Origin of the sequence: Marinobacter sp. LV10R520-4, assembly GCF_002563815.1 — a bacterium.
GTDB lineage: Bacteria > Pseudomonadota > Gammaproteobacteria > Pseudomonadales > Oleiphilaceae > Marinobacter.
Genome location: NZ_PDJM01000001.1, coordinates 3157988 through 3183803 on the forward strand (window position 1 = coordinate 3157988; position 25816 = coordinate 3183803).

The 25816-nt window shown below is 56.6% G+C and carries 25 protein-coding genes; 13 read left to right on the forward strand and 12 right to left on the reverse strand.

Annotated features, from left to right (window positions below):
* Positions 1 to 61: 61 nt before the first annotated feature.
* From nth to metG, 8 genes are read right to left on the reverse strand one after another with little or no spacing between them, the layout of a single operon-like run.
* Positions 62 to 700: an endonuclease III gene (gene nth / locus ATG98_RS15335; protein WP_098417999.1), complete on the reverse strand. Its 639-nt coding sequence runs from the start codon at positions 698 to 700 to the stop codon at positions 62 to 64.
* Positions 700 to 1416 carry an electron transport complex subunit E gene (locus ATG98_RS15340; RefSeq protein WP_098418000.1) on the reverse strand — a complete coding sequence of 239 codons (717 nt, stop codon included), beginning with the start codon at positions 1414 to 1416 and terminating at the stop codon, positions 700 to 702. Before ATG98_RS15340 ends, nth begins: the two co-directional genes overlap by 1 nt.
* 5 nt (positions 1417 to 1421) lie before the next feature.
* A complete protein-coding gene (gene rsxG, locus ATG98_RS15345) occupies positions 1422 to 2117 on the reverse strand; it encodes an electron transport complex subunit RsxG (RefSeq protein ID WP_098418001.1) in 696 nt (231 codons plus the stop codon).
* 4 nt (positions 2118 to 2121) lie between these two features.
* Entirely contained in the window at positions 2122 to 3174 is a 1053-nt protein-coding gene (rsxD, locus tag ATG98_RS15350) for an electron transport complex subunit RsxD (RefSeq protein WP_098418002.1), read from the reverse strand.
* 5 nt (positions 3175 to 3179) lie between these two features.
* A complete protein-coding gene (gene rsxC / locus ATG98_RS15355) occupies positions 3180 to 5066 on the reverse strand; it encodes an electron transport complex subunit RsxC (protein ID WP_098418003.1) in 1887 nt (628 codons plus the stop codon).
* Entirely contained in the window at positions 5063 to 5698 is a 636-nt protein-coding gene (gene rsxB / locus ATG98_RS15360; RefSeq protein ID WP_098423751.1) for an electron transport complex subunit RsxB, read from the reverse strand. The genes rsxC and rsxB overlap by 4 nt, the downstream gene beginning before the upstream one ends.
* Positions 5699 to 5713: 15 nt before the next feature.
* Positions 5714 to 6295 (reverse strand): electron transport complex subunit RsxA, encoded by a 582-nt coding sequence (gene rsxA, locus ATG98_RS15365; protein ID WP_018403478.1) that lies wholly within the window; start codon positions 6293 to 6295, stop codon positions 5714 to 5716.
* Between the two features lie 56 nt (positions 6296 to 6351).
* Entirely contained in the window at positions 6352 to 8391 is a 2040-nt protein-coding gene (metG, locus tag ATG98_RS15370; RefSeq protein ID WP_098423753.1) for a methionine--tRNA ligase, read from the reverse strand.
* A gap of 219 nt (positions 8392 to 8610) precedes the next feature.
* Between metG and apbC the strand changes: the two genes are divergently transcribed.
* The 4 genes from apbC (at position 8611) to ATG98_RS15395 (ending at position 12289) form a co-directional block, all read left to right on the forward strand.
* Positions 8611 to 9723, forward strand: a complete 1113-nt coding sequence (apbC, locus tag ATG98_RS15380; RefSeq protein ID WP_098423757.1) for an iron-sulfur cluster carrier protein ApbC — start codon at positions 8611 to 8613, stop codon at positions 9721 to 9723.
* Between the two features lie 56 nt (positions 9724 to 9779).
* Positions 9780 to 10346: a dCTP deaminase gene (dcd, locus tag ATG98_RS15385; protein WP_018403482.1), complete on the forward strand. Its 567-nt coding sequence runs from the start codon at positions 9780 to 9782 to the stop codon at positions 10344 to 10346.
* Positions 10343 to 10942 carry a YjaG family protein gene (locus ATG98_RS15390; protein WP_098423759.1) on the forward strand — a complete coding sequence of 200 codons (600 nt, stop codon included), beginning with the start codon at positions 10343 to 10345 and terminating at the stop codon, positions 10940 to 10942. The genes dcd and ATG98_RS15390 overlap by 4 nt, the downstream gene beginning before the upstream one ends.
* A gap of 69 nt (positions 10943 to 11011) precedes the next feature.
* A complete protein-coding gene (locus ATG98_RS15395; RefSeq protein WP_098423760.1) occupies positions 11012 to 12289 on the forward strand; it encodes a valine--pyruvate transaminase in 1278 nt (425 codons plus the stop codon).
* 21 nt (positions 12290 to 12310) lie between these two features.
* On the opposite strand, the gene ATG98_RS15400 is transcribed toward ATG98_RS15395, so the two are convergent.
* The 3 genes from ATG98_RS15400 to purM are packed head-to-tail and all read right to left on the reverse strand — an operon-like array spanning position 12311 to position 14836.
* Positions 12311 to 13081 carry a DUF3108 domain-containing protein gene (locus tag ATG98_RS15400; protein WP_098418010.1) on the reverse strand — a complete coding sequence of 257 codons (771 nt, stop codon included), beginning with the start codon at positions 13079 to 13081 and terminating at the stop codon, positions 12311 to 12313.
* Positions 13082 to 13112: 31 nt separating this feature from the next.
* Positions 13113 to 13775, reverse strand: a complete 663-nt coding sequence (purN, locus tag ATG98_RS15405; protein ID WP_098418011.1) for a phosphoribosylglycinamide formyltransferase — start codon at positions 13773 to 13775, stop codon at positions 13113 to 13115.
* On the reverse strand, positions 13772 to 14836 hold the full coding sequence (purM, locus tag ATG98_RS15410) for a phosphoribosylformylglycinamidine cyclo-ligase (protein ID WP_098423762.1): 1065 nt from the start codon (positions 14834 to 14836) through the stop codon (positions 13772 to 13774). The genes purN and purM overlap by 4 nt, the downstream gene beginning before the upstream one ends.
* Positions 14837 to 15008: 172 nt before the next feature.
* On the opposite strand from purM, the gene ATG98_RS15415 reads away from it, so the two are divergent.
* The 5 genes from ATG98_RS15415 to ATG98_RS15435 are packed head-to-tail and all read left to right on the forward strand — an operon-like array spanning position 15009 to position 18705.
* Positions 15009 to 16223 carry a DUF2066 domain-containing protein gene (locus ATG98_RS15415; protein WP_228706162.1) on the forward strand — a complete coding sequence of 405 codons (1215 nt, stop codon included), beginning with the start codon at positions 15009 to 15011 and terminating at the stop codon, positions 16221 to 16223.
* Positions 16224 to 16244: 21 nt separating this feature from the next.
* Positions 16245 to 16805, forward strand: coding sequence for a CDP-alcohol phosphatidyltransferase family protein (locus tag ATG98_RS15420; protein WP_098418013.1), 561 nt, complete (start codon positions 16245 to 16247; stop codon positions 16803 to 16805).
* On the forward strand, positions 16784 to 17500 hold the full coding sequence (gene hda / locus ATG98_RS15425) for a DnaA regulatory inactivator Hda (protein WP_098418014.1): 717 nt from the start codon (positions 16784 to 16786) through the stop codon (positions 17498 to 17500). Before ATG98_RS15420 ends, hda begins: the two co-directional genes overlap by 22 nt.
* A 48-nt stretch (positions 17501 to 17548) precedes the next feature.
* Positions 17549 to 18358 carry a ParA family protein gene (locus ATG98_RS15430; protein ID WP_098418015.1) on the forward strand — a complete coding sequence of 270 codons (810 nt, stop codon included), beginning with the start codon at positions 17549 to 17551 and terminating at the stop codon, positions 18356 to 18358.
* The gene (locus tag ATG98_RS15435; protein ID WP_098418016.1) at positions 18355 to 18705 is read left to right on the forward strand and encodes a YqcC family protein; all 351 of its coding nucleotides are present in this window, start codon (positions 18355 to 18357) and stop codon (positions 18703 to 18705) included. Before ATG98_RS15430 ends, ATG98_RS15435 begins: the two co-directional genes overlap by 4 nt.
* Before the next feature lie 34 nt (positions 18706 to 18739).
* Here ATG98_RS15435 and nadC read toward each other — a convergent pair whose 3' ends face one another.
* Complete coding sequence (gene nadC / locus ATG98_RS15440) at positions 18740 to 19582, reverse strand: carboxylating nicotinate-nucleotide diphosphorylase (protein ID WP_098418017.1); 843 nt, start codon at positions 19580 to 19582, stop codon at positions 18740 to 18742.
* 249 nt (positions 19583 to 19831) lie between these two features.
* Between nadC and ATG98_RS15445 the strand changes: the two genes are divergently transcribed.
* The 4 genes from ATG98_RS15445 (at position 19832) to ATG98_RS15460 (ending at position 25810) form a co-directional block, all read left to right on the forward strand.
* Positions 19832 to 22078: a DUF1631 domain-containing protein gene (locus tag ATG98_RS15445; protein WP_228706163.1), complete on the forward strand. Its 2247-nt coding sequence runs from the start codon at positions 19832 to 19834 to the stop codon at positions 22076 to 22078.
* 80 nt (positions 22079 to 22158) lie between these two features.
* A complete protein-coding gene (gene ampD / locus ATG98_RS15450; RefSeq protein WP_228706164.1) occupies positions 22159 to 22773 on the forward strand; it encodes a 1,6-anhydro-N-acetylmuramyl-L-alanine amidase AmpD in 615 nt (204 codons plus the stop codon).
* Positions 22770 to 23666, forward strand: coding sequence for a regulatory signaling modulator protein AmpE (ampE, locus tag ATG98_RS15455; RefSeq protein WP_098423766.1), 897 nt, complete (start codon positions 22770 to 22772; stop codon positions 23664 to 23666). The genes ampD and ampE overlap by 4 nt, the downstream gene beginning before the upstream one ends.
* 116 nt (positions 23667 to 23782) lie before the next feature.
* Positions 23783 to 25810 carry a methyl-accepting chemotaxis protein gene (locus tag ATG98_RS15460; protein ID WP_098424471.1) on the forward strand — a complete coding sequence of 676 codons (2028 nt, stop codon included), beginning with the start codon at positions 23783 to 23785 and terminating at the stop codon, positions 25808 to 25810.
* Positions 25811 to 25816: the final 6 nt, after the last annotated feature.

Genomic DNA, 25816 nt, shown 5'->3' on the forward strand with positions numbered 1-25816 from the left:
CAGCGCCGCTCAGGTGATGGCAGCCGAGCCTGATTCTGCATCAGCAATCAGTAATCAGTAATCATAGATAGTCGCGTTTATCCTTGAACTCGCACAAATCTTCAATAAGACAGGCTCCGCACCGAGGCTTACGGGCGATGCAGGTATAGCGCCCGTGCAGAATAAGCCAGTGATGGGCATCCAGCAAAAACTCCTGAGGCACCAGCTTTATCAGGCGCTTTTCAACTTCCAGCACGTTCTTGCCCGGAGCAATACCGGTACGATTTGATACCCGAAATATGTGGGTGTCTACTGCCATGGCGATTTGACCAAAAGCGGTGTTCAACACCACATTGGCGGTTTTGCGGCCAACACCGGGTAATGCTTCCAGTTCTTCCCGGGTTCGCGGTACCTGGCTTGCGTGGCGGTCGATCAGCGCGCGGCAGGTTTTTATCACGTTTTCGGCTTTGCTGTTAAACAGACCAATGGTTTTTATGTATTCCTTAAGGCCATCCACGCCCAAGGCAAAAATGGCCTCCGGGGTGTTCGCCACCGGATACAGTTTATTGGTGGCTTTGTTCACGCCCACATCGGTGGCCTGCGCCGACAGAATCACCGCAATCAGCAATTCAAAATCGGAACTGTAGTTCAGTTCGGTGACCGGCTTGGGGTTTTCCTCCCGCAAACGGCTGAAAATTTCTGTGCGTTTCTGTTTGTTCATTAAGAAATAGTTCCGGTAACTCGCACCCGTTTACTGCCGGCGCTGACCGTTTCAACTTGCGCAGCTTTGCGTTTTTCTTCAATGCGACTGTCGATCACGTTTTTCAGTGCGATCAGCAGGCCCAAGCCTATAAACGCGCCAGGTGGCAACATCATAAACAGCATGTTGGGGTAATCTGCAAACGGGCGCAGTGTCCAGTCGGCGGCTATGGGCCCCAGCAGAAGGTGCATGTCCGCAAACAGCGTGCCCTGGCCAACCAGTTCGCGCATGGCGCCCAGCAGCACCAGCACCGCCATAAAACCGAGTCCCATCATGGCACCGTCGAGCAGTGCGATCCCTGGCGGATTACGTGAGGCAAAGGCATCGGCGCGGCCCAGAATGGCACAGTTGGTGACAATCAACGGGATGAAGATACCCAGAATCTGATATAGCTCGTAAGTGTATGCTTGCATCAGCAGTTCGGCGCAGGTTACAAACGAGGCGATGATCATCACAAACGCCGGCAGGCGAACCGATTCGTTGACAAAGTTTCGTATCAGCGATACCGCCAGATTCGAACCCATCAATACCAGCAGTGTGGCCAGGCCTAACCCCAGTGCGTTTACCACGGTGCTGGTCACCGCCAGCAACGGGCACAGCCCCAGCACCTGCACTAGTGCAGGATTATTGCTCCAAAGACCGTCGCGAATAACCTCGCGTGATGTTTTTGTTGCCATGGCAATTAGTGCTCCGGCTCGGAAAAATGACTGGCAACGGCATTGCGTTGTTTGCGGTTGCCACGCTCGACGGGCAAGCCAAGGCTCTGGCGAATTTCGGCTTGGTGTTTGCGCACGTACACCAGGGTTTTGTGAACCGCTTTGACCACCGCCCTGGGAGTAATCGTGGCGCCGGTGAACTGGTCAAATTCGCCGCCGTTCTTTTTTACATTCCACTGTTTACCCGGCGTATTGGCCAGTGAACGGCCGTTAAATTGGTAAACCCAATCCGATTTTCGGGTTTCTATGCGATCCCCCAGCCCCGGTGTTTCATGGTGGCCGGTCACCCGCACACCCAATAATTCGCCGGACGGAGTCATGCCCACCAACAGGTTGATGTCGCCAGAATAGCCGTCGGTGGCCGTGACGGGAATGATAAAGCCCACCAGATCGCTTTGCTGTCGGGCTACCCAGGCGTTGGGCGCTTCCCCACTGTGAAGAACAGCAGCGTCTGGCAGGCTGATGGTGTCATTCAGCATGTCATTGCTATGGGTGCTTTCAGGAATGATCTCGAACAGCGCCGCGGCTTCGGCCCGCGCCGCCTGCTCGGCAATACGCTCCTTGGTGACTGCCTGGGTCAGGGCAATAGTGCCACCGGTAATCACCGCGAATAGGCCAAGGCCGATGGCGCTGCGACTGATGGATTGAACCATGGTTGCCATAAAATCAGCCCTGTTTCCGGGTGGGTAAACCGCGTCGGGCCTTGTGATGACCGTAGGTGCGTGGTGGTGTGTAGTAGTCAATAAACGGCACCGCAAAGTTCATTAGCAACACGCTGAAAGCTACGGCGTCTGGGTAGTTGCCCCAGCTGCGTATCAGGTAAATCAGTACGCCAATGCCCACGGCATAAATCAGTTTGCCTTGGTGGCTGGTGGCTGCCGATACTGGATCGGTGGCGATGAAGAATGCCCCCAGCATGGTACCACCGGCCAGCAGGTGCAGCGACAGCGGTGCATATTGATCGGCGTTGGTGCCAAACAGCAGGCTCATGGCGACCAGCCCACCCAAAAACCCGACAGGTATGTGCCAGCTGATAATACGCAGAGCCAACAACACCAGGCCCCCTGCCAGGAAAGCAGCATTCACCCATTCCCAGCCGCGAGCGACAAAACTGCCAAACGTGGGGTGAGCCGTAATTTCCGCGGCGGTGTGGCTGCCCACCTTGTGTTTGTATTCGTCCAGCGGGGTGGCCATGGTCCAGCCATCAACGGCGGTTTGCTGGCCCGAGGCGATGGCGCTGAGGGTTTCACCAAACCCGGGTGCGTCCTGCCATAGGCCGGCCGGTGCGGCCCAGTTGGTGGTCATCGCCAGCGGAAATGAAATCAGCACCAGGGCGTAACCCACCATGGCAGGGTTGAACGGATTGGAACCCAGGCCGCCGTAAAGCTGTTTTGCCACCACAATGGCGCTAAAAACCGCCACCGCAGAAACCCACCAAGGTGCAAATGGCGGCAGCGACAGGCCCAGCAGCAGGCCGGTTACGGCCGCGGTGTTGTCTTTCAGGAAAAACCCGATGGGCTTGCTCCGCCATTTTAAAATGGCGGCTTCAGTAGCCAGCGCCAGCGCGATGCACCAGACCACGTTGATCAGATTACCCCAGCCAAAAAATACCGTTTGCGCCAGCAGCCCCGGTACTGCGGCGATAATCACCCACAGCATTACCCGCGACGTTGGGCGGGCCCGATGGGCGTGGGGGGAAGACTGTTGCACAAGCGCCATGAAGTTTAAGCCTGTTGGGGAGTCGTTTGAGCGTCATCAATCGCTCGCTGTGCGCGCCTGACCCGCTCGATATTTTTGTCAACGGCGCGTTCGAGCTTGTCTACGTTGGGCGCCTTGCCACTGCGAGCGTCTTCCAGCATGCTCTGCATTTTTTCCAGTTTGGCTTGGGCCTGACTCAGCTGTTGTTCCAGTTCTTTTATGCTGGGCACTGGCTCAATGGCAGGAATTTTGCCAGCATTTGCAGGTGCGAAGGTTTCAGGCGGCGCTGTGTCTTCTATTGATGGCAATGTTGAAGATTGTGTTGAGGGCTTGATGCGCTCAGCGCTGGCAGCCGCGGCTTTGGCCTTTTTACGGGCCAGAGCTTGCTCTACCAGGGCAGATTTGCCCGCGCGTTCGTCGGCTACCGTGCCGTTCTGAATCATGGTCCGGGCGTCGGCTGTTTTCTGCTCCTGAGCTTCAACCGCGGCCAGTGCCCGGTCCTTGCGGCGCTGATCTTTTTCCTGCTGTTCGCGATCAAGGCGCTGCTGGCGAGCTTCAAAGCGCACGCGAGCACGGCCAGATTTTTGCTGTTCGGCGCGCTGCAGGCGAATTTCACCTTTGGCAAAGCGGTAATACTGCACCAGAGGAATGGAACTTGGGCACACGTAGGAGCACGCGCCGCACTCAATGCAGTCAAACAGATTCAGGTGTTCTGCTTTCTCAAATTCTGTGGCTTTGGCGTGCCAGAACAATTGCTGGGGTAAAAGCTCCATTGGACAGGCCTCGGCGCAATGGCCGCAGCGAATGCACGGCTGTTCCGGCGCTGGTGTGGGCAGTTCGCTGGCGCTGGCGGCGATTACGCAGTTGCTGGTTTTTATCAGCGGAATGCCCGGGCTTGGCAGCGTATAACCCATCATCGGGCCGCCTAGCACCAGGCGCGACAGGCGCTGTTTGTCCACACCGGCGCAGGCCAGCAAATGGCTGGCCGGGGTGCCGATCAATACCTCAAAGTTGCCGGGTTCGGCCAAGGCTTCGCCGGTGGCCGTTATTACTCGAGAGATCAGTGGTTTGCCTTGCAAGATAGCATCGGCCACGGCCACCGCGGTGCCGATGTTCTGGCACATCACGCCGATATCGGCGGGTATACCGCCGCTGGGTACTTCCTGGCCGGTCAGAATCTGGATCAGCTGTTTCTCACCGCCTGAAGGGTACTTGGTAGGAATTACCGCAATCTCGGTTTTGCTGCCCTCTGCCGCTTGACGCATGGCGGCAATGGCTTCGGGTTTGTTTTCTTCAATACCGATCACCACCCGCTCCGGGCGCAGCAGCCAGGCCATTATGCGCAGCCCGGTCATTACCTGGTCTGCTTTCTCGCGCATGGTCATGTCGTCGGCGGTAATGTAGGGCTCGCATTCGGCGCCGTTGAGAATCAGGGTGTCGACTTTGCGGTCTACAGACGGCCGCAGTTTGATGTTGGTTGGAAAACCGGCGCCGCCCAGGCCCACAATGCCGGCCTGACGAATCAGCGCCAGCACCTGATCACGCTCCAGTTTGCGATATTCTGGCTGCGGCACCAGCTCGCACCAGCGCTCCTCGCCATCCGGTATCAGCACCACGCAGGTGTCGCTCATACCCGACGGGTGCGGCACGGGCTCCAGGGAAATACGCTCAACGATGCCTGACGTGGGCGCGTGCACTGGTACGCCCATGCCGTTGCCTACCTGGGCGATGACTTCACCTTTCAGCACCTTTTGCCCAGGCTCGACAATACAGCGCGCAGGCTCGCCAATGTGCTGTTGCAACGGCAGTATCAATTTCGCGGGTAAGCCCGCGGGGCGGATGGGCCGACTGTTGGATTGGCTTTTATTTTCTGGCGGGTGTATGCCGCCGCCAAAGTTCCACAGCTGGGTCATAACAGGCTCGCTTCGCGGGTTTCTGCCTGGCTGTCGGTGGCAATCACGCGGGCATCGGTAGCGCTGGGCACTTCATTTGGTGCCTTATCCAGTACGACAGGCGGTGCCCAGGTCCAGCTGCGGATGTCCGGTTCGATGACGATCATGTCGATACAGTCAACCGGGCAGGGCTCCACGCACAAATCACAGCCGGTGCATTCGCTTTCTATCACTGTGTGCATGTGTTTTGCGGCGCCCAGAATGGCGTCTACGGGGCAGGCCTGGATGCACTTGGTGCAGCCAATGCATTCGTCTTCGCGAATCACGGCTACCCGCTTGGCTTGGGCAGCGCCGTGTTCGGCGTCCAGAGGTTGGGGTTCTACGTCCAACAGGTCGGCCAGGGCGTTGATGGTGGCTTCACCGCCCGGCGGGCACTTGTTGATGGCTTCGCCGTTGTTGATGGCTTCAGCATAGGGTCGGCAGCCGGGAAAACCACACTGGCCGCACTGGGTTTGCGGCAAAAGCGCATCTATCTGATCGACCAGCGGGTTGCCTTCTACCTTGAAGCGCTCGGCGGCAAAGCCCAGCAGGGCCCCAAACACGGCGGCCAGGCCTAATAAAACGGCAACTGCGATGACGATATTTGTCCACATAAGCCAAGGACTCCGTTACACGCTGACCAGGCCGGTAAAACCTAAAAACGCCAGGGCCATGAGCCCCGCGGTCACCATACCGATGGCTGCGCCGCGAAAGGCAACGGGCACATCGGATACCGCGATGCGCTCGCGCATGGCGGCAAAAAAAATCAGCACCAGGGAAAACCCAAGTGCGGCACCAAACCCATAAAGCAACGATTCGACGAAATTGTTGTTGCGGTTCAGGTTTAGCAGGGCCACACCCAACACCGCACAGTTAGTGGTAATCAGTGGCAGAAAAATGCCCAGCACCCGGTACAGCAGGGGGCTGGTTTTGCGTACCACCATTTCAGTGAACTGCACCACCACCGCTATCACCAAAATGAAGGTGATGGTTTTCAAAAACGCCAGATTCAAAGGCTCTAATAAATAGGTGTACGCCAGATAGCTGCACACCGACGACAATGTCAGCACAAAGGTGGTCGCCAGCGACATGCCCATGGCGGTTTCCAGTTTGCCGGACACCCCCATAAACGGGCACAGGCCCAGAAACTGAACCAGTACGAAATTGTTGACCAGTATGGTACTGACCAATATCAGCAGGTACTCGGTCATGTTCGTTTCGGGCCTCGCTGGCTGCTCACAATTTAGGGCTTACGACTTAATAGCACTTACATTATCCGCATGCCGGGTGTGGCGCCGGAGTCTGGCGACAGAATAAAGATGTCTTTGCCGCCGGGGCCAGCTGCCAGCACCATGCCTTCGGACAGGCCGAATTTCATTTTGCGGGCTTTCAGGTTGGCGACCATCACGGTTAAACGGCCTTCCAGTTCTTCGGGCGCGTAGGCTGACTTAATACCAGCAAACACGTTGCGTTCGCCATGTCCCACGTCAAGTGTCAGGCGTAACAGCTTGTCGGCGCCCTGTACGTGCTCGGCTTTGATGATTTTGACCACCCGCAGGTCCACCTTGGCGAAGTCGTCAAACTCGATTTCCGGGCTAATGGGCTCCAGTGGTGTTTCTGGCGCGGCTTCTGCCGGCGCTTCAGCCGCCGGCAGCTGTTCTTTCGAGGCATCGAGCATTTTTTCGATCTGCGCCATGTCCACCCGGCTCATCAGCGGCTGAAACTTGTTGATGCCGTGATCTTGCAGCAGCTCGGCGCGGTTGTTCCAATCGAGCTTGGCGTTCAGGAAAGCTTCCGAGGCGTCAGCGGTTTTTGGCAGCACCGGCGCAAGGTAGGTCATCAATAGGCGGAACATGTTCAGCGCGTTGGTGCAGATGGCCTGAAGCTTTTCGTCTTCGCCTTCCTGCTTGGCCACTACCCAGGGTTGTTCGTCGTTGACGTACTGATTGGCAATATCCGCCAGTTCCATGATGCGGCGCATGGCGCGGCCGAACTCGCGGTTTTCGTAGTAACCGGCCAGCTCTTCGCCGGCGTTGATGAATTCGTTGAGCTTGTCGATCTCGGTGACTTGTCCCAGTTTGCCGTCAAAACGCTTGCTGATAAAGCCGGCGCTGCGGCTGGCTATGTTAACCACCTTGCCCACCAGATCCGAGTTTACCCGGGCGGCAAAATCGTCCAGGTTCAAATCCATGTCATCAACGCCGCCGGTGAGTTTGGCCGCAAAGTAATAGCGCAGGTACTCCGGATTCAGGAAGTCCAGATAGGTGCGGGCCATGATAAAGGTGCCGCGGGATTTGGACATTTTTTTGCCATTAACGGTCACAAAACCGTGCGCCCAAACCGCGGTGGGCGTGCGGAAACCGGTGTCGTGCAGAATAGCCGGCCAGAACAGGGCGTGAAAATTGATGATGTCCTTGCCGATGAAGTGGTAAACCTCGGCGCTGGAGTCGGCTTTCCAGAAGTGTTCGAAATCGATGCCTTCGCGGACGCACAGGTTTTTGAAGCTGGCTAAATAGCCGATGGGTGCGTCCAGCCACACATAAAAATATTTGCCCGGCGCGTCGGGCACTTCAAAGCCGAAGTAGGGCGCGTCACGGCTGATGTCCCAGTCGTGCAGGCCAGCGTCCAGCCATTCAGCCAGCTTGTTGGCTACCTGCGGCTGCAGGGTACCGCTGCGAGTCCATTTGGCCAGGAAGTCGGCAAAATCCGGCAGTTTGAAGAAAAAGTGCTCGGATTCTTTTTCGATGGGTGTGGCGCCTGACACCGCCGAACGAGGGTTGATCAGCTCGGTGGGTGAGTAGGTGGCACCACAGACTTCGCAGTTATCGCCGTACTGATCGTCGGTTTTACACTTGGGGCAAGTGCCCTTGATAAACCGGTCGGCCAGAAACATGTTTTTTTCAGGGTCGAACGATTGGGTAATTGTGCGAGTCGCAATGTGCTCGTTCTGCTGCAGTTGACGGTAGATAAACTCTGAAAACTGGCGGTTCTCGTCAGAATGGGTGGTGTAGTAATTGTCAAATCGGATCAGGAAGTCGCCAAAGTCTTGCTGATGTTCCTGGCGAATGCGGTCAATCAACTGCTCGGGGGTAATACCTTCCCGCTCGGCGCGGAGCATAATGGCGGTGCCGTGAGCATCGTCGGCGCAAACGTAATAACAAGTATGGCCGCGCAGTTTCTGGTAACGCGACCATATATCAGTCTGGATGTATTCCAGCAAATGGCCCAGGTGGATGGGGCCGTTGGCATAGGGCAGGGCGCTGGTGACCAGAATGTCCCGTTTTTGCTTCGCACTCGCTTGCGTCATGGTTGAGCTTGAACCTTTGCTGGAATTGAATGTAGGCCGCGAATCGACAAAACACCCCCGCGCGGATTTGCGCACGGAACGCGAGCATTCTGTATGGCCAGAATTGGGTACAAATGATACCTTCCACGCAGAATTTTTTCATCCGAAACCCCGTTTAAGTGCCGCATTACTGGCTTGAACTCTTTCTGTGCTGCCCCTAAACTCTCCCGGAGTGATGTTATGACCACGATTTCCCGCCAGGCCCTGGAAGCAGCCATTCGCGAATACCGCGATCCGTACCTTGAAAAAGACCTGTACGAGCTGGATGCGGTAAAGAAGCTGGACGTGGACAAGCGCGGCAAAGTCACCTTGATGGTCGAGTTGCCTTATCCGTCCAAAGGCATAGCCGGGGCTTTGAGGCAGCTGGTTGGGAATGCGCTGGAATCGGTTGAAGGTGTGGAAAGCTCGGACATTCACGTGGCCCAAAAAACCCACGCCTACAAAGCCCAGAAAGAATTGCCATCGATTCCCGGGGTTAAAAACATTATTGCTGTGGCTTCCGGTAAAGGCGGCGTGGGCAAATCCACCACTGCGGTGAATCTGGCTCTGGCGCTGCAGCACGAAGGCGCCCGGGTGGGCGTGCTGGATGCCGATATTTACGGCCCCAGCGTCGGTATGATGCTGGGCGTGCCGGATGGCCAGAAGCCGGAGGTGCAGGAGCAAAAGTACTTTATTCCCATTGAAGCCCACGGTTTGAAAACCAGTTCCATGGCGTATCTGGCTAACGACAAAACTCCGATGATCTGGCGTGGCCCAGTGGTCACAGGTGTTCTTATGCAGCTGCTGCAGCAGACTCTGTGGGGCGAATTGGACTATCTAATCGTGGATATGCCGCCGGGCACCGGTGATATCCAGTTGACGCTGGCGCAAAAAGTACCGGTAACCGGCGCGGTGATCGTCACTACGCCGCAGAATATTGCCGTGATGGACGCTCAGCGCGGTATTGAAATGTTCCGCAAAATGGACATACCGGTGTTGGGTGTGGTGGAAAATATGAGTGTGCACATCTGCAGTAACTGCGGCCATAAAGAAGCGTTGTTTGGCGCCGATGGCGGAGCGCGTATTGCCGATGACTACGACACCGTATTGTTGGGTCAGTTGCCACTGCACAAAACCGTGCGCGAGCAAACCGATGGTGGCAAGCCCACGGTGGCCGCAGAGCCGGATTCGGAAGTGGCGCGGCGCTATCTGGACATTGCCCGCCGAGTGGGGGCGGAGTTGTCAAAGCGTGAACGCAATTTAAGCGGCGCTATTTCCAGCGTGTCGGTCACCGGCCATTGGAATTCGCACTAAAACTGGCCAACAGTTAAACTGTCGCCCTTTATAACTCCGGGATATGAGAAACCAGCATGAGCATTAAACCCGACAAGTGGATTCGCCGCATGGCGCAGCAACACAGCATGATCGAGCCCTTTGAGCCCGGCCAGGTGCGTGAATCGGAAAAGGGCCGGGTCATTTCCTACGGTACCTCCAGCTATGGCTACGACGTGCGTTGCAGCAACGAGTTCAAAATCTTCACCAACGTGCATTCCGCCACGGTAGACCCGAAGAATTTTGACGAAAACAGCTTTGTTAACATTACCAGCGACGTCTGTATTATCCCGCCCAACTCGTTTGCGCTGGCGCGTACTGTGGAATATTTTCGCATTCCCCGCAGTGTGCTGACCATCTGCCTGGGCAAGTCCACTTATGCCCGCTGCGGCATTATTGTCAACGTCACTCCGCTTGAGCCAGAGTGGGAAGGCCAGGTGACATTGGAATTTTCCAACACCACCAACTTGCCGGCAAAAATTTACGCCAACGAAGGGGTGGCGCAGATGCTGTTTTTCGAGGCTGACGAAGTGTGTGAGACCAGCTATAAAGACCGGGGCGGCAAGTACTTGGGCCAAACCGGCGTAACGCTGCCGCGCACATGAACGCCAATCAGTTTTTGAAAGCAGTACAGCAGCTACAGGGCTGGCGCGAATGTGCGTTTTTGCTGTCGCTGGCCGAGCGGGCGTTTCCCAATTACGCCCTGTTTGCCGACGCCATGGAACTGAAAACCGGCGCCAAAATGCGCCAGATTCTGGATGCGGGATGGAATCTGTTAAAGCCAGAGGCCATAGAGACTGCCATTCCCCAGTGGCTGCGCAAGCTAGAAGCGCTGTCGCCAGACGTTGAGGATTACGACGCCTACGGCGTTTACCCCGCATATGACTTCTGCCAGTTGCTGGAACAGGCGCTGTTGAACCGGCTGAATCCTGGCAAGCATAGGGCGACAGAGGCTTCACAGCTTGCCACGGCCACAGTGATGAGTTTTGTTGAGGTTTCGGAAGCCGAAGAACTAAGCGAAGACGAGCTGGTGCGCCTGCTGGACCAGCATCCTCTGATGAAAGAGGATAAGTTGTTCCAGCGTGATCTGGTGCTGGAGTTAAAGCGCCAGCGTGTGCCGCGGCAGGACTTTATCGATACCCTGCGGCAGCGCGCGGAAAATGAAGGCGTTAGCAATCTGGGCATTTCACTGTCCGATTAACATTGACTGAATAACCTTGACCGAATAAAACCGCTCAACCAACGCTGTTCAATTAACGGACGGGATCTGATGAAACTCTCTGCGTTTGGCCAGAAATTTACGGCGGATGCCGGTATTACCTCGTTGATGGACGATTTAGGCAATGCCATGGCCTCGGGTGATGACCTGATCATGATGGGCGGCGGCAACCCCGGCCATATTCCTGAGATACAGCAGCGGGTTCGGGAGATTCTGGTTCAGATCAGCCAGAGTGACGCCGATATGCGTCGTCTGGTGGGCGTTTATGATCCCCCTCAGGGCGAAAAGCAGTTTATCGCCGCGTTGGCCAAATTGTTGAGCCGTGAGTACGGCTGGGACCTGACCAGCGAGAACATTGCGCTCACCAACGGCAGCCAGGCAGCCTTCTTTATGCTGTTCAATATGTTCGGTGGCGACTATGGCGATGGCGTGCACAAACACATTCTATTGCCGCTGGCGCCAGAATACATCGGTTACGCCGACGCCGGCATAGACGCGGATCTGTTTCACGCAGTACAGCCTGACATCTCCTTCACCGACGCCCACGAGTTCAAATACCGGATTGATTTTGACGCGGTAGAAGTGACCGGCGAAACCGGCGCTATTTGTGTGTCCAGGCCAACCAATCCCACCGGTAACGTGATCACCGACGACGAGCTGGCGCAACTGGAAACCCTGGCGCGGCGCCAAAACATCCCGCTGATTGTGGATGGTGCCTACGGCACGCCGTTTCCCAGCCTGTTGTTTACTGAAGCCAAACCAATCTGGAACGAACAGATCATTCTGTGCCTGAGCCTGTCCAAGCTAGGTTTGCCTGCGGCCCGCACCGGTATCGTGATTGCTGCGGCACCTACCATCAAGGCGCTGGCGGGCATTAATGCGATCATGAATCTGGCTACCGGGAGCTTTGGTGCCATGCTGGCGGAGCCGTTGGTGCGCTCGGGGGAGATCTTGACCCTAAGCCGTGACGTGGTATGCCCGTTCTACAAGGCCAAAATGCAGCGCGCCGTGGCAGCGTTCACCGGGGCCATGGACGATGCGCCTTGCCGCTGGTATATCCACAAACCCGAGGGCGCGATGTTCCTGTGGCTGTGGTTTCCGGATTTACCGATTACCAGCCTGGAACTGTATCAGCGCTTGAAGCTTCGCGGTGTGCTGGTGGTGTCTGGCCATTACTTTTTCCCGGGACTGCCTGAGGACGGCTGGAAACATCGCAACGAGTGTCTTCGGGTAACCTACTCCCAGGACGACGAACGGGTTGCAGAAGGGCTGCGAATTATTGCCGAAGAAGTTAAAGCGGTATGGGTAGAAGCTGAAGCTGCGGACTGATGCCCGCAGCCCAGGCCCATATTAGAGCTGTTTTATGCTTTTCAGGTTGAGCTCGTAGCGGCTGCCATCAGGCTCGGTTTGCAGCAATTGCACCAACATGTGGTCGAATTTCGGGGCGAACCACATCAGTGTCTCCCGCTTGGCGCCTTCGCCCCTCAGTTTTTCCACCGTCAGAGCGTTCATCTCGCCTTGAGGTGTTTCGATCGGCCCCTCGTTAATAACTGCAAACTTTTCCTTGTCCAGCCGGCCGTGGCGTACGTAGCGGTACTCCATTTCCCGTTTTCCGGCCTTGATGTCTTGGTGCAACTGCAACTGATAGCCCAGTGGGTCCAGCAGGCCGGGGCTAAGGACGACTTCGAATGCTTTATCCTTATAGCGGCCGGTCGCAAGATTTTGCTTCCAGTCAAAGTCGATGGATTCTTCACGGTCGCGAATCAGCAAACCTGAGAGCTTATAGCGGTAGCGCAAAGGAATGACCTGACCGTCCTGCCACTTTAGAACCACCGATTCTTCAATATCGGCTACAAACGATTTTACCGAGGTGCGATAAAGCCAAACGCCGTTATTCTGATCACTCAGAATGCGTTTTGCGCTGCCGCTCAAGGTAATACCCTGCTCGATAGACGCGGAAAAAGAAGCCTCGAAAGGCGTTAGCCTGGGGGCCCCTGAAGATTCGCCATCCACGTCAGCCAGCGCAGGCGCGACAAAGACAATCAGGCACACCGACAAGGCCAAATTGAGCAGCAGGGATAAACCCGTAAAAGCGGATTCAGCCAGGGATTTTTTCTGCATGACAGCCTCCTCAGGTACAGCGTTCGGGCGATTAGTTTGCGGGCAATACCAAAGGCCCGGGCAGCGCCTGGCCATCAAACAAAACCCGTTCAGCCCCCAGTTGCACGCGGCCTTCACAGCACCAACGAACCACAATAGGATAAAGCACATGCTCCTGAGTCTGCACCTTCAGCGCCAGGGTTTCAGCGTTATCGTCCGGGCCCACTGGGATCTGGGCCTGGGCAATAATCGGCCCGCCATCCAGTTCTTCAGTGACAAAGTGCACAGACGCGCCGTGCATTTTGTCACCGGCATCCAGGGCGCGCTGGTGGGTCTTCAGGCCGGTGTATTTTGGCAGCAGCGAGGGGTGAATGTTCAGCAGCTGGCCGCGGAAGGCGCGCACAAAACCCTCCGTCAGAATGCGCATAAAACCGGCCAGCACAATCAGATCCGGGTTGTGGCGGCGGATTTCCTGCATGAGAGCACCGTCGAATTCATCGCGACTGCCGTAGTGGCCGTGCTCAATCACAAAGGTGGGAATGTTGGCATGGGCCGCTCTCGCCAACGCTGGCGCCTTGGCCTGATTACTGCCAACCGCCACTATGTCAGCCGGGTAGTCACGCTCGCGACTGGACTCGATCAGCGCCTGCAGGTTGCTGCCCTGGCCCGATACCAGTATCAGAATCTTCGGGCGCGGTGACGGATTCGCTTTCATTTCGCCAGCAGCCCTGGCTGATAGCTTACAACGCTGTCGGCCTGGCGGTCCGAGGCGGCTTCAATCGTACCAAGATGCCATGCCTTTTCGCCCATGGCATTGAGTGTGTCCAGTGTCAGCGACAGTTGGTCCTGCGGGACGCAGAGCACCATGCCAATGCCGCAGTTAAACGTGCGGTACATTTCCTCAGTGGCCACGCCGCCGGCGTCTTTCAGCCATTGGAACACCGGCGGTAGCTGCCAGCTGGCGGTATCAATTGTGGCTACGGTGCCTTTGGGTAGCACGCGGGGTATGTTCTCGGGGAGGCCACCGCCGGTAATGTGTGACAGAGCGCGTACGTCAATATCGCGAATCAGCTTCAGCAGATTTTTGACATAGATGCGTGTCGGGGCCATCAGGGCCTCGGCCAGGGTGGTATCGCCCATTGGCTGGTTCAGATCGGCGTTGCTGACTTCCAGAATTTTGCGGATCAGCGAATAACCGTTGGAATGCGGGCCGGAAGAGCCAATCGCCAGCAGGGCATCACCCGGGCGCACGCGGCTGCCGTCAATAATGTCAGCGCGCTCGGTTATGCCAACACAAAATCCGGCAAGGTCGTAGTCGTCACCTTCGTACATGCCCGGCATCTCAGCGGTTTCGCCACCCACCAGCGCGCAGCCGGCCAGCTCGCAGCCTTCGCCAATGCCTTCAACCACGCTGGCAGCGACTTCTACGTTCAGTTTGCCGGTGGCGTAATAGTCCAGGAAGAACAGGGGCTCGGCGCCACCCACAATCAGGTCGTTCACGCACATAGCGACCAGGTCGATGCCGATGGTGTCGTGTTTTTGTAACTGCATGGCCAGGCGCAATTTTGTGCCTACGCCGTCGGTGCCGGACACCAGAACCGGCTCTTTATAGCCAGCAGGAATGGCAACCATGGCACCAAACCCACCCAGGCCGCCCAGCACTTCCGGGCGACGGGTGCGTGCCGCTGTCGCTTTAATGCGGTTGACGAGTTCATTGCCGGCGTCAATATCAACGCCTGCGTCGCGGTAAGTCAAAGAGGGCTTGTGTTCGCTCATGGAGGTGTAAACCGTTGGCCAGTGGGTCAAGGCGCGGATTTTAGCAGGTGCAGTGAAGGGTACCAACCGTAATTGCCACGATTCCGCCTCAAGGCTGGTGCGGCGCAGCGCTACTCAGGCCAGGGGGCTTGGTGTATCCTGTTTGATATCCATGCAATAGCCGGGTTTTTACATGCCTGAATTTCAAAAAAGCTCCGTGTCTAACGTTCAAAGATCAATCGAATTCAAAGCGTTGTCAGAGTTTTTCTGCAACCGCGTCGTTAACGCTCTGGCCCGTGTCAGGCAATCCGCTGTGCGCTGGGCGCTGGCGGCAATGTTGCTGCTGGCGGCTCAGGCTCAGGCGGTAACCGTGAACAATCTTTACTCTGCCAACGTGGCCCTGCAAGGCTCTGGACAAGAGGCGTTATCGGCGTCTTACAGCGCAGGGCTGCGCGAGGTGCTGGTGCGCGTTGCCGGCAGCCGTGGAGTATTGGAACGCGAAGGTATTGATGCGGTGCTTGGTACAGCCGAGTCCATGCTGACGTCGTACCAGGTTCTAAGTGCAGGCGCTGAAAGCCGGGTGCAGATGAGCTTTGGCGCGGTAGCGGTTACCCAGGCACTAGCCTCAATTCAGGCGCCGGTGTGGGGCGCCAACCGGCCACTGACATTGGCCTGGGTTGCGCTTGAAGAGCAGGGTGAAAGGGCATTGATTACCGATACCGGCCCTCTTGATGGTGCCAGCGCGGAGTTCCGCTCCGGTCTTGAAAACGCATCGCGGGTACGCGGCTTGCCGCTGGTTTTACCGGTGGCGGGGGCGGCAGGTAATCGCGAGTTGCTGTCGGATATCTGGGGCCAGTTTGTTAGCCGTGTACGCAGCACTTCCAATGATATTGGTCGTGATGTGATGGCGCTGGTGCGGGTTAGTCGCAGCGGTGATCAGTGGCGCGCAGGCTGGGTGATGGACGGCTTCAGCGCTGATAGCCCTGGGGAGCAAGTGGTGAGCGCTGACTCGCCGGCGGCCCTGGCGCAGGCTCTAGTCGATCGCTGGACCGAACTTTATGTTAGCCGTTACGGGGCAAGCGGAGGCGAGGCGGGCAAGCAACCCACGGTGGATTTAGTGCTGCAGGGCGTAACCGGACTGGCTGACTACGCCGAAGTAACCCGAGCCCTGGCGCAGATTAATGCTGTTGACAGCGCTGCACCGGTTGAAGTGAAAGGCAGTGAGCTAACCCTCCGCCTGACATTTTCTGGTGAGTTGGACCAGCTGCGTGAGTACATTATGCTGGATTCCCGCTTAGTGTCGCAGCCAGCAGCGGTTGGACCGTCTGAGGAACAGGCTTTGCAGGCGCTGTATCCGGTTCTGATCTATCGCTGGCAGCCTTCGCCGGTCCCGGCGGTGGTGCGTTAAGATCGATGTGAGGAGGGCGCTTTGAGCTTGCATCATTGGCGCTGGATTCCGAACGCCCTGACCTTTCTGCGTGTTGCGTTGATTGCTCCCTTCGCTATTGAGTTGCACGCAGGCAGCTATTCCACGGCATTGATTATTTTTACATTGGCAGCAGTGACTGACGGCGTGGACGGGTATCTGGCCCGCCGCTTTGACTGGCGCTCCCGCTTTGGCGCCATTGTCGATCCGCTAGCGGACAAAGCTTTGCTCATTACCGCCTATTTAATGCTGGCATTGGGTGGAGTGTTTCCTTTGTGGCTGTTTTTGCTGGTGCTGGGGCGCGATCTGTTAATTGTTTGTGGCGCGCTGATATTTCACTACGGAATCGGCAGATTCGAAATGGCTCCGAGCCTGATGGGCAAATTCAACACCGCGATTCAGATTTTTGCAGTGCTGCTGGCAATGCTGTTGCAGGTTATCACCATGGCGCCGCCATGGATAAACTCGGCGCTGGTCTGGCTGGTTGCTGTATTCACAGTGCTTAGCGGTGCGCACTATCTGCTCGCTTGGAGCTTACGGGCATGGAGGGCCAGGTTGTCGTGACAAATTCACAGCTGATTCTGGGTGTAAAATTACGTGATGATGCCCGCTTCGACAACTTCCACGGCGAGCGCAACGCGGCCGTGGCCGAGCGTTTGCAGCAGGCGTGTCAGCCTCCGGTAACGGTGCCAGTGGTGGTGCTGTGTGGCGATTCCGATACGGGCAAAAGCCACCTGTTACAGGCCTTGTGCCACTACGCTGAGAGCCAGTCGTTGTCAGCAGTTTGCATAAGCATTACCGAGCTGGGGCCGTTCGGACCAGATGCGCTGACTGGGCTGGAGCAATTTAACCTGGTGTGCCTAGATGATCTTGACAGCGTCGCTGGTCAGAACGGCTGGGAAGAGGCGGTTTTTCATCTTTACAACCGTATGCTGGATGCCGGCCACCAGCTGGTTGTGAGCTTGTCAGACGTGCCCGCGTCTTTACCGTTTATTTTGCCCGACTTGTCTTCCCGTCTCAGCCACGGCCTGACTCTGCAGCTGGGCATTTACCGGGATTCAGATCGCAAGCGCATTCTGATGGCCCGCGCAGAGCAGCGGGGCCTGGTGATGGCTGACGACGTTGCCGGATTTATTCTGCGCCGCGCTCCGCGGCGCCTGGGTGACTTGCTGGCCATTCTGGACTCGCTGGACGAAAATTCGTTGCAGGCTCAGCGCCGGCTGACCATTCCGTTTGTGAAAACCGTAATGAACTGGTAACGGCGGCCGCTATGAGCGAACGCCAACACACAAGTAAGGAGACAAGCGATGAGACGGGTGGTATTCAATCAGAAAGGCGGTGTCGGCAAGTCCAGTATTACCTGCAACCTGGCCGCAATCAGTGCAGCTCGCGGCAAGCGCACTTTAGTGGTTGATCTGGACCCCCAGGGTAATTCAACCCATTACCTGATGGGTCGGCCTGCCGCGGAGCTTGACAATAACGCGGCTGACTTGTTGGAGCAGACCTTGGCATTCACGGTGTTCAACCGGCGCCCGGAAGAGTCGTTTGTGCACGCAACGCCTTTTGAGAACCTGTGGGTGTTGCCTTCAAGTCCGGAGTTGGAATTTCTTGAACGCAAGCTTGAAGCCAAACACAAAATCTACAAACTGCGTGAAGCCCTGAAAAAGCTGGATCAACATTTCGACGACATTTACATCGATACCGCGCCGGCCCTGAATTTTTACACTCGTTCGGCGTTGATTGGCGCCCAGCGTTGCCTCATTCCGTTTGATTGCGATGACTTCGCGCGCCAAGCGCTGTACGGCATCATTCACGAAATTCAGGAGCTGCAGGAGGACCACAACCCGGAGCTGAGCATTGAAGGTATTGTTGCCAATCAGTTCCAGGCCCGCGCTAGCCTGCCGGTCAAACTGTTGGCTGAATTGGAGCAGGAAGGTTTGCCGGTGCTGTCGGTACGCTTGTCCAGCTCGGTGAAAATGAAAGAGTCACACCAGTGTCATCAGCCGCTGATTCATATGGCACCGCGACACCCGCTGACCCAGCAGTTTGAAGATCTTTACCGGCTGCTTCACGGCGAACCACTGGCTGCCGACGCGGCGCTGACGGCGCAAGAATGAACCCCGCACTCGACACCCTAGGCCATGCCCACCAAGTTGCCGACCGCCTGCTGGCCATTGAAATTAAGCTGCGCCAGATGAATTGTTGGCAAAACGAGCCTCTGGCGGCGGGAAAGTACCTGAGCTGCGAACCGTTCTGCCTGGATACCATGAGCTTTGAACAGTGGCTGCAGTTTGTGCTTTTGCCGCGTCTGAAACAGCTGGTTGAAGACGATCAGCCGTTACCCACGGTCAGCGGCGTGGCGCCGATGGCAGAAGAGCACTATCGGAGCGGCTCGGATCCTGGCCAGGCGTTGATCCGTGAACTGGCCGCCCTGGACGAACTGCTGGGCGCAAAGCCCGGCTGAGCGTTGTTGCCAGTTCACGAAATGTCATAGCCGCTTAGGCGTCGAGGCGCATGGACAGATCTACGGCCCGCAGGTTTTTTGTCAGCGTACCCAAAGATATAAAGTCCACACCGGTTTCGGCGATGGCCACCAGTGTGCTGTCGTCAATACCGCCAGAGGCCTCAAGGCGTGCTTTGCCCGCAGTTTGCGCCACTGCTGTGCGCATATCCGCCAGGGAAAACTCGTCAAGCATTATTATGTCGGCACCGGCATCCAGCGCCTGCTGCAGTTCGTTCAGATTTTCGGTTTCCACTTCTACCGGTTTACCCGGCGCCAGTTTCCGCGCTGCATGAACAGCGGCGGCAATAGAGCCGCAGGCCGCAATGTGGTTTTCTTTGATCAGAAAAGCGTCCCACAATCCCAAACGGTGATTACGGCAACCGCCACAGGTGATCGCGTATTTTTGCGCCAGGCGCAAGCCGGGCAGAGTTTTTCGGGTATCCAGCAACTGCGTGCGGGTGTGGCTGATCAGCGCCGCGTAACGAGCGGCTTGGGTGGCGACCGCAGACAGGGTTTGAAGCCAGTTTAAAGCCGCACGCTCGGCGCTTAGCAGGCTGCGGGCCAGACCGTTCATGCGGAACAGCAGTTGGCCGGGTTCGACATGCTGGCCGTCTTCCACCTGCCAATCCAGAATAACCTCGCGGTCAACCTGGCGAAATACTTCGGCTACCCATTCGCGGCCGGCAATAACGGCGTGTTCGCGGGTAATCACGCGGCCGCTGGCGCGGGTGTCGACGGCGATAAGTTGTGCAGTAATGTCACCGTCGCCAATGTCTTCGCGCAGACTGTGGGCAACCGTTTCAATTCTGGACTGGCGCAGAAGTTCGGCACTGATCATAGTGTGGTGTCCGTAACGGCAGAGAAGTTAGGTGCACGCGGCACAAATAGGCAGAAGCGGAGTTTATCGCGCCCGCCGGCGTTCGCCAACCGCCGCGCACATGTTACCGGGTGTGATCCAGCTCAAGAGTCTACAAAACATGACAAATCCTGACACATACTGACGCAAGAAGGCTTTATGATAAGGTCTGGTAGTGGTTTTAGGTCTGCCAGGGAGCAGGTGGCTCGGGGTGAACAGGAGGTAAATACAGTGCAGGACAAAAAAGTTGTCAACATCACCGGACAAGGTTCGACGTCCCGCTTTTTTTTGCCGACTGCGTTAATCCTGTTAATGGACGCGTCTGCCCAGAGTATCCGTACCGTACTGGATCAATTTTTTGACCGCGCTGACGATGCCCTGTTCGAACTCGCCGATCGTGCCGGCACCGATCAGGAGCAAACACGCTATTTTGACGCCATGCGTGAGCTTCGGCTGCGTCGTAAGTCGATGACGGTAGCGGTGTTGCAGCACGTTAGTCAGGCCTTCAATGATATTGGCAAGGCCCGCCCACAGAACACCAATCCAGGCCTCGACAGCGTTGATGAGGGTTCCCTTAGCCTGCTGGATCACGCCGAACTTGAGCAGCAGGTGGCCATCGATAATATGGTCACAAAACTGCGTTACCAATACAGCGAAGCATTACGTCACCTGGGCTTGCGCGTGCGCCATCTGCTCCCCGGCGTTGCTCTGGAAGATGACCAGATGCCCTTGTGCCCGGAAGTGCTGTGCGGTGGACTGGCCGAGGCCAGCAAAAATCTTGATGTTGACATAAAAGCACGGCTGATCGTGCTGAAACTGTTTGACCAACTGCTGGTAACTAGCCTTGGCGATGTGTACCACGGCGCCAATCAAACCCTGATTAAAGAAGGCGTACTGCCTGACAGCAAAGCTGTCAGCCCGGTGCAACCGGCCCGCAGCCGCCAAGGCGCGCCTGTGCCGCCGCCATCCGCAGCGTATCGAGAGGCAGATGGGTACGGTGTGGGGCAGCCTCAGGCAGAGGTCTCTGCAGCTACTTTTTCGCAACTAAGCGCGCTGCTGCGCCAGGGTCAGCCTGCTTACAGCGACGGTCAGGCTCCTGCCAGTAGCGGGCAATGGCTGCAAACCGACGCCCTTCTGACGCGGTTGGGCCAGGTTCAGGCAGTATTTGGCAAGGACCCCGGTGCGCCGCTGGTACCTCTGAGCCAGCAGCTGCAACCGGTGTTACAGAATTCGTCTGGCCAGTCACTGCGGCCCGGCCAGGTGGACAACGACGTTATCAATCTGGTGGCTATGTTGTTCGAGTTTATTCTGGACGACCGCCATTTGCATTCGGTGATGAAAAGCCTGTTGGGGCGGCTGCAGATACCGATGCTGAAAGTAGCGTTAACAGACAAGAACTTTTTTAACCGCGGGGGTCACCCCGCACGCAAGTTGCTGAACGGAATGGCACTGGCCGCCACTGGCTGGACTGAAAAGCGCCTCGGCCAGCGCGACCCCTTACTGGACAAAATCCGCGCATTAGTAAACCGGATACTGGAAGATTTTTCCACAGACGTATCGCTGTTTAACGAGTTACTGGACGATTTCAACCGGTTTACGGATCTGGACCAGCGCCGCCGTGACTTGGTAGAGCAGCGCCTGCGGGATGCAGAAGAAGGCCGTGCGCGCCATGAACAGGCAACCGCAGACGCCAAAGAGCTGCTGCATAAGGCAATGGATGGTCGGCTGTTACCCGAGCCGGTGCAGGATATTCTAAATGGCCCCTGGAGCCACTACTTGCATTGGCTGGCACTTCATGAAAGCACAGAAAGCAGGGCATGGCAGCGAGCCAAGACGCTAACCAAGCAGCTGATCTGGACCATCGACCCAGTACCCCTGACAGCAACGACCCGTGAGTTGTTGCAGCAAACCATACCGCAGGTTATTAAGCAGTTGCGGGGGGCTCTGGAAGGCGTGGCCTGGGATGGTTTGTCGGTAGAAGCGGTTATCCGTGATCTGGAACTGGCACACCTGGATGTGTTTCAGCGCCTGATGATTGCGCCCGGTGAGGCCGTCGATAATGGTCACGCTCGCAGTGATGAGAGCCAAGAAGAGCCGGTTTTCAGAGCGGACGTTGCACCTTCAGATGTCGAAGATACTGCGGATACTGCAGATGTTACGGATACTGCAGAACCCATAAAAACTCAACCGGTTGTTGCCGAGGAATGGCTGGCCAAAGCCGAAGGTTTGCGAGTTGGTTGCTGGCTTGAACTGAATCGTGATGGCATTCAGATTCGCTGTAAGCTGGCAGCGTTTATCCGGGCGGTAGATAAGTACATATTTGTAAATCGCAGCGGCGCCAAAGTCGCCGAATACCGCCGCAACGAGTTGGCGGAAATGATGGCCCAAGGCCATATTGAAATACTGGACGATGGTTTGATTTTTGACCGGGCTCTGGAGTCGATTATTGACAACCTACGCACCAGTCGCCGCTTTTGAAGGTTGCAGCGTGCCGTGGCACACGGTGACGCTTTGTGATTCAATTGGAGTTATTCCACTTCGATGAATCAGGATTCGCCTTGCCTCAAACCCCCCACTCTGTGTTTACCCAAGCCTCTGAGGCGGCAGCCACACTGCGCGCAAACGGCAGAATAAATGCAGCCCTCTGGCGACCATCTCCTAATTTTGGTGCGCGGCCCGCGGCCAGCCAAGTAAGCCTGATTGTTGTGCACTGCATCAGCTTGCCGCCAGGTCAGTTCGGGGGCCCTGAAATTGAAGATTTCTTCTGCAACCGGCTAGACATCAAGGCCCACCCGTATTTTCAGGCCATCGCCAAAATGACTGTTTCAGCCCATCTGCTGATACGCCGTGATGGCACGCTTATTCAGTTTGTCAGCCTGCTGGACCGTGCCTGGCACGCTGGCCGTTCCCGTTTTTGCGGCCAGGACGAGTGCAACGATTTTTCCATTGGGATTGAGCTTGAAGGCAGTGACGATGTGCCTTACACCAAGGGTCAATACCAGGCGTTGTCCGCTGTTTGCCAGCAAATTATGGCGGCCTGGCCAAAAATTGGCGTTGATGAGATTACCGGCCACAGCGACATTGCGCCGGGGCGAAAAACCGATCCAGGGCCGGCGTTTGACTGGTCGCAGCTGCATCAAAGCCTGGCAAAACCGACAAAGGACAGTTTATGACTCTGCTTGTATTTATGCTGGCTTACCTGCTGCGGCGACGGCTGGATAGTCGCGATCAGCTTGATGGCCATCAGCTATGGCGCCGCTGGTTTGAAGGCTTGGGGCAACGCCTGCCGCAAAGTTTTCCTGAAAGGACGAGTGCTTTGGCGCCGTTATTGGCGGTGGCTATTCCGACCGCCGTGGTGTGGCTGGCGCAGAGTTACTGGCACCACCACCACTGGCTCTTGGTGGGTTGGTTACTCGAATTGTTATTGCTTCTGCTGTTGCTGGGGATGCCAGGCTGGCGTCAGCCTCTGGCACATTACGCCCGGGCATGGCGCCGTGGTGACATGCAGGCAGCCTGGCGCTATATCCAGCATCTGCTGCCGGCGCATCAGCGCGGTGCAGCGCTATCGCCTGAAACCATGCAGATGGCACTCTCTGAAGCGTTAATGGCGCAAGTATTCTGGCGTTATTTCATGGTGCTGTTCTGGTACGCGGTGGGCGGCATTTCTGCCGCGGTGTTGGCGAGCGGCTTGGTTGCATTGGGGCAGAGCTGGCCGCAATCTGGCAAATGTAGCCAGTGTGAGCGTTGGCGCGAATGGGGCGGTTGGTTGCCGGCGCGGCTGCTAGCGCTGACCTTTGGCCTGGCCGGTGACTTGGCCGGCTGGCTGCGGCAACGTCGCCAAGCCCTTGGGCACTGTCAACTGCCAGTGCCCAAGCTGCTGATGGCCACTGCCGATGGCGCTTTGACCGGTTACGCGCTGGACCCAGGCCGATTTGCCTCATTGCATCCGCAAGACTGGCAAAGCTACGGTGAACGTAGCTTGAACGCCATCCGCGATCTGCTTAACCGCAGTATGCTGGTATGGCTGTGCCTACTGGCATTGATGGTGATCGCCGGCGTGGCCTAGCCGAGTGCGGGGCATACTGTTACATTTCCTAACAAAAAAAGCTAAGGTTTTTAGGGTTTTGGGCGACACTCAAGTTGAATAATAAAAATGCAGAATTTAATAAAGCGGCGAAACATGTGAAAAAATTGATTGCTCCAGCCATTGCGCTGATGAATCGGCTACCGATGATTTTTAAATTCAGCCTCATTAGCTTCCTCTTTTTGCTGCCCATTGCCGGGCTGTCCTGGCTGGTCATTACTCAGCTTAACCATTCCTTGGCAATTACGACCAACAGCAAGGCTGGCTTAACACAGCTAGAGCAAGCCGATGAACTCCTGCGCCGCGCCATTGACTATCGCGATTATCAATCGGTAGCGGCATTCAGCGACGATAAGGAGCTGCATGCCCGTGCAGACCAAGCGTCTGCGGCTGTTGATGCCGCAATTGCTCGCTTGAACAGTGCCGCTCCCGAGTTTGATCGCGGTGGAGTATGGGCCGCCCAAGCCAACCAATTGCGCGAGGCCTGGAATACTCTGCGTACCACGCAGGTAATTAATAACCGGTTTGACGCCCAGTTCACCTATAACCAAGAGTTTGTGCAGAAAGCGTCAACCCTGTTACCCGCTACCGTTGAACTGTCGGGCCTGGCGCAAACCGATTCGCGGGAAAATCTGGTGTTGTTGAAGTTATTGGGCGACTCTTTGCCCGAGGCGCGCAGTGCGATCGGCCAGGCTCGATCCTATGGCATTTACGCGTTGCTGGAAGGGCAATTAAGTTATGATCTGGGCGATCAGCTGAATCGGATTTACGATCACTTGACTAATCAGGCCTCTTTGCTCAGTCCCGCGTTGACGGTGGCGCAGGAAGCGGCGCCTTTGCTGGCAGCCCACGCTGCCGGTGTACAGAAAGTCAGCACCAGCCTGCTGCAAACCCAAGCTTTTGTGGACGCCAACGTATTGACGCCAGTGCACCTTGAGATGAGCTGGGAAACCTATGACAGTGCTGTGAGCGGGTATTTGCTGGACCATCAGCGCCTCGGCGCTGTGGCATTTAATGGTTTGTTGCAAAATCTGGGCGACCGTCTTCACTTCGAAACCACTCAACGCACGTTGATTATCGTTTCGCTGCTGTGCGTGCTGATTCTAGTGGTGTATCTGTACATTGGATTTTTCATATCAGTACGCACCGCCATCAACCGTTTTGCCGATTCTGCGCGGCAAGTGGCATCGGGTGATATGACCGCTCGCATCGAACTTAGCAATCGTGATGAACTGGGTGAACTGACTGGCGAATTTAACAGCATGACTGACCGTATTGCCAGCCTGATCCGCTCGGTGGGTAACACCACCGCAGAGGTAGATCAGCAGGCGAGCCGGGTAAATGCTACGGCGGTAGCGACCAGCGATGCGGTGAATCGGCAGATGCACGAAAGTGAGCAGATTCAAGAGGCTATGAGTCAAATGACGGGTGCGGTCAATGAAGTGACCGAGAGCGCCCATCGGGTAGCTGATAGCGCCGGAGCTGCCGAAAAAGATACCAAGACCGGACGCCAGACTGTGGCCAACTCAGTGACGACGATTCACCAGTTGGCGACTGAGATTTCCGGCGCTGTAGACGCGATTCAGAGGGTCAGCTCTGATAGCAGCGACATCAGCAAGGTGCTGGTGGAAATCAAGGCTATCGCGGAACAAACCAACCTGCTGGCTCTGAATGCGGCCATCGAAGCGGCTCGGGCCGGCGATCAGGGTCGTGGTTTTGCGGTCGTAGCCGACGAGGTGCGGTCATTGTCTCAGCGTACTCACAAATCCACCGAAGAAATCGAAAAGATGATTTCGCGTCTGCAGAGTGGCGTTAAAGGGGCGGTCACCGCGATGACAAACAGCCATCAGGTGACGGAGGCGACCGTGCAGAAATCTGCGCTGGTGACCGAGGCGCTGAACCGCATTGCTGCGGGCATTTCGACCATTGTCGATATGAGTCAACAGATCGCCCAGGCAGCAGAGGAACAATCGGCGGTCGCCCGTGACGTTAATACCAGCGTGGCGCACATTGGCGAACTGGGCTTGGCGACGGCGCAAAACGCCCGGGGCACATTGGACTCGTCCCAGGAAATGTCACGGCTAACGGCGTCGTTGCAGCAACTGGTAGAGACGTTTCGGGTCTAGCAGCGG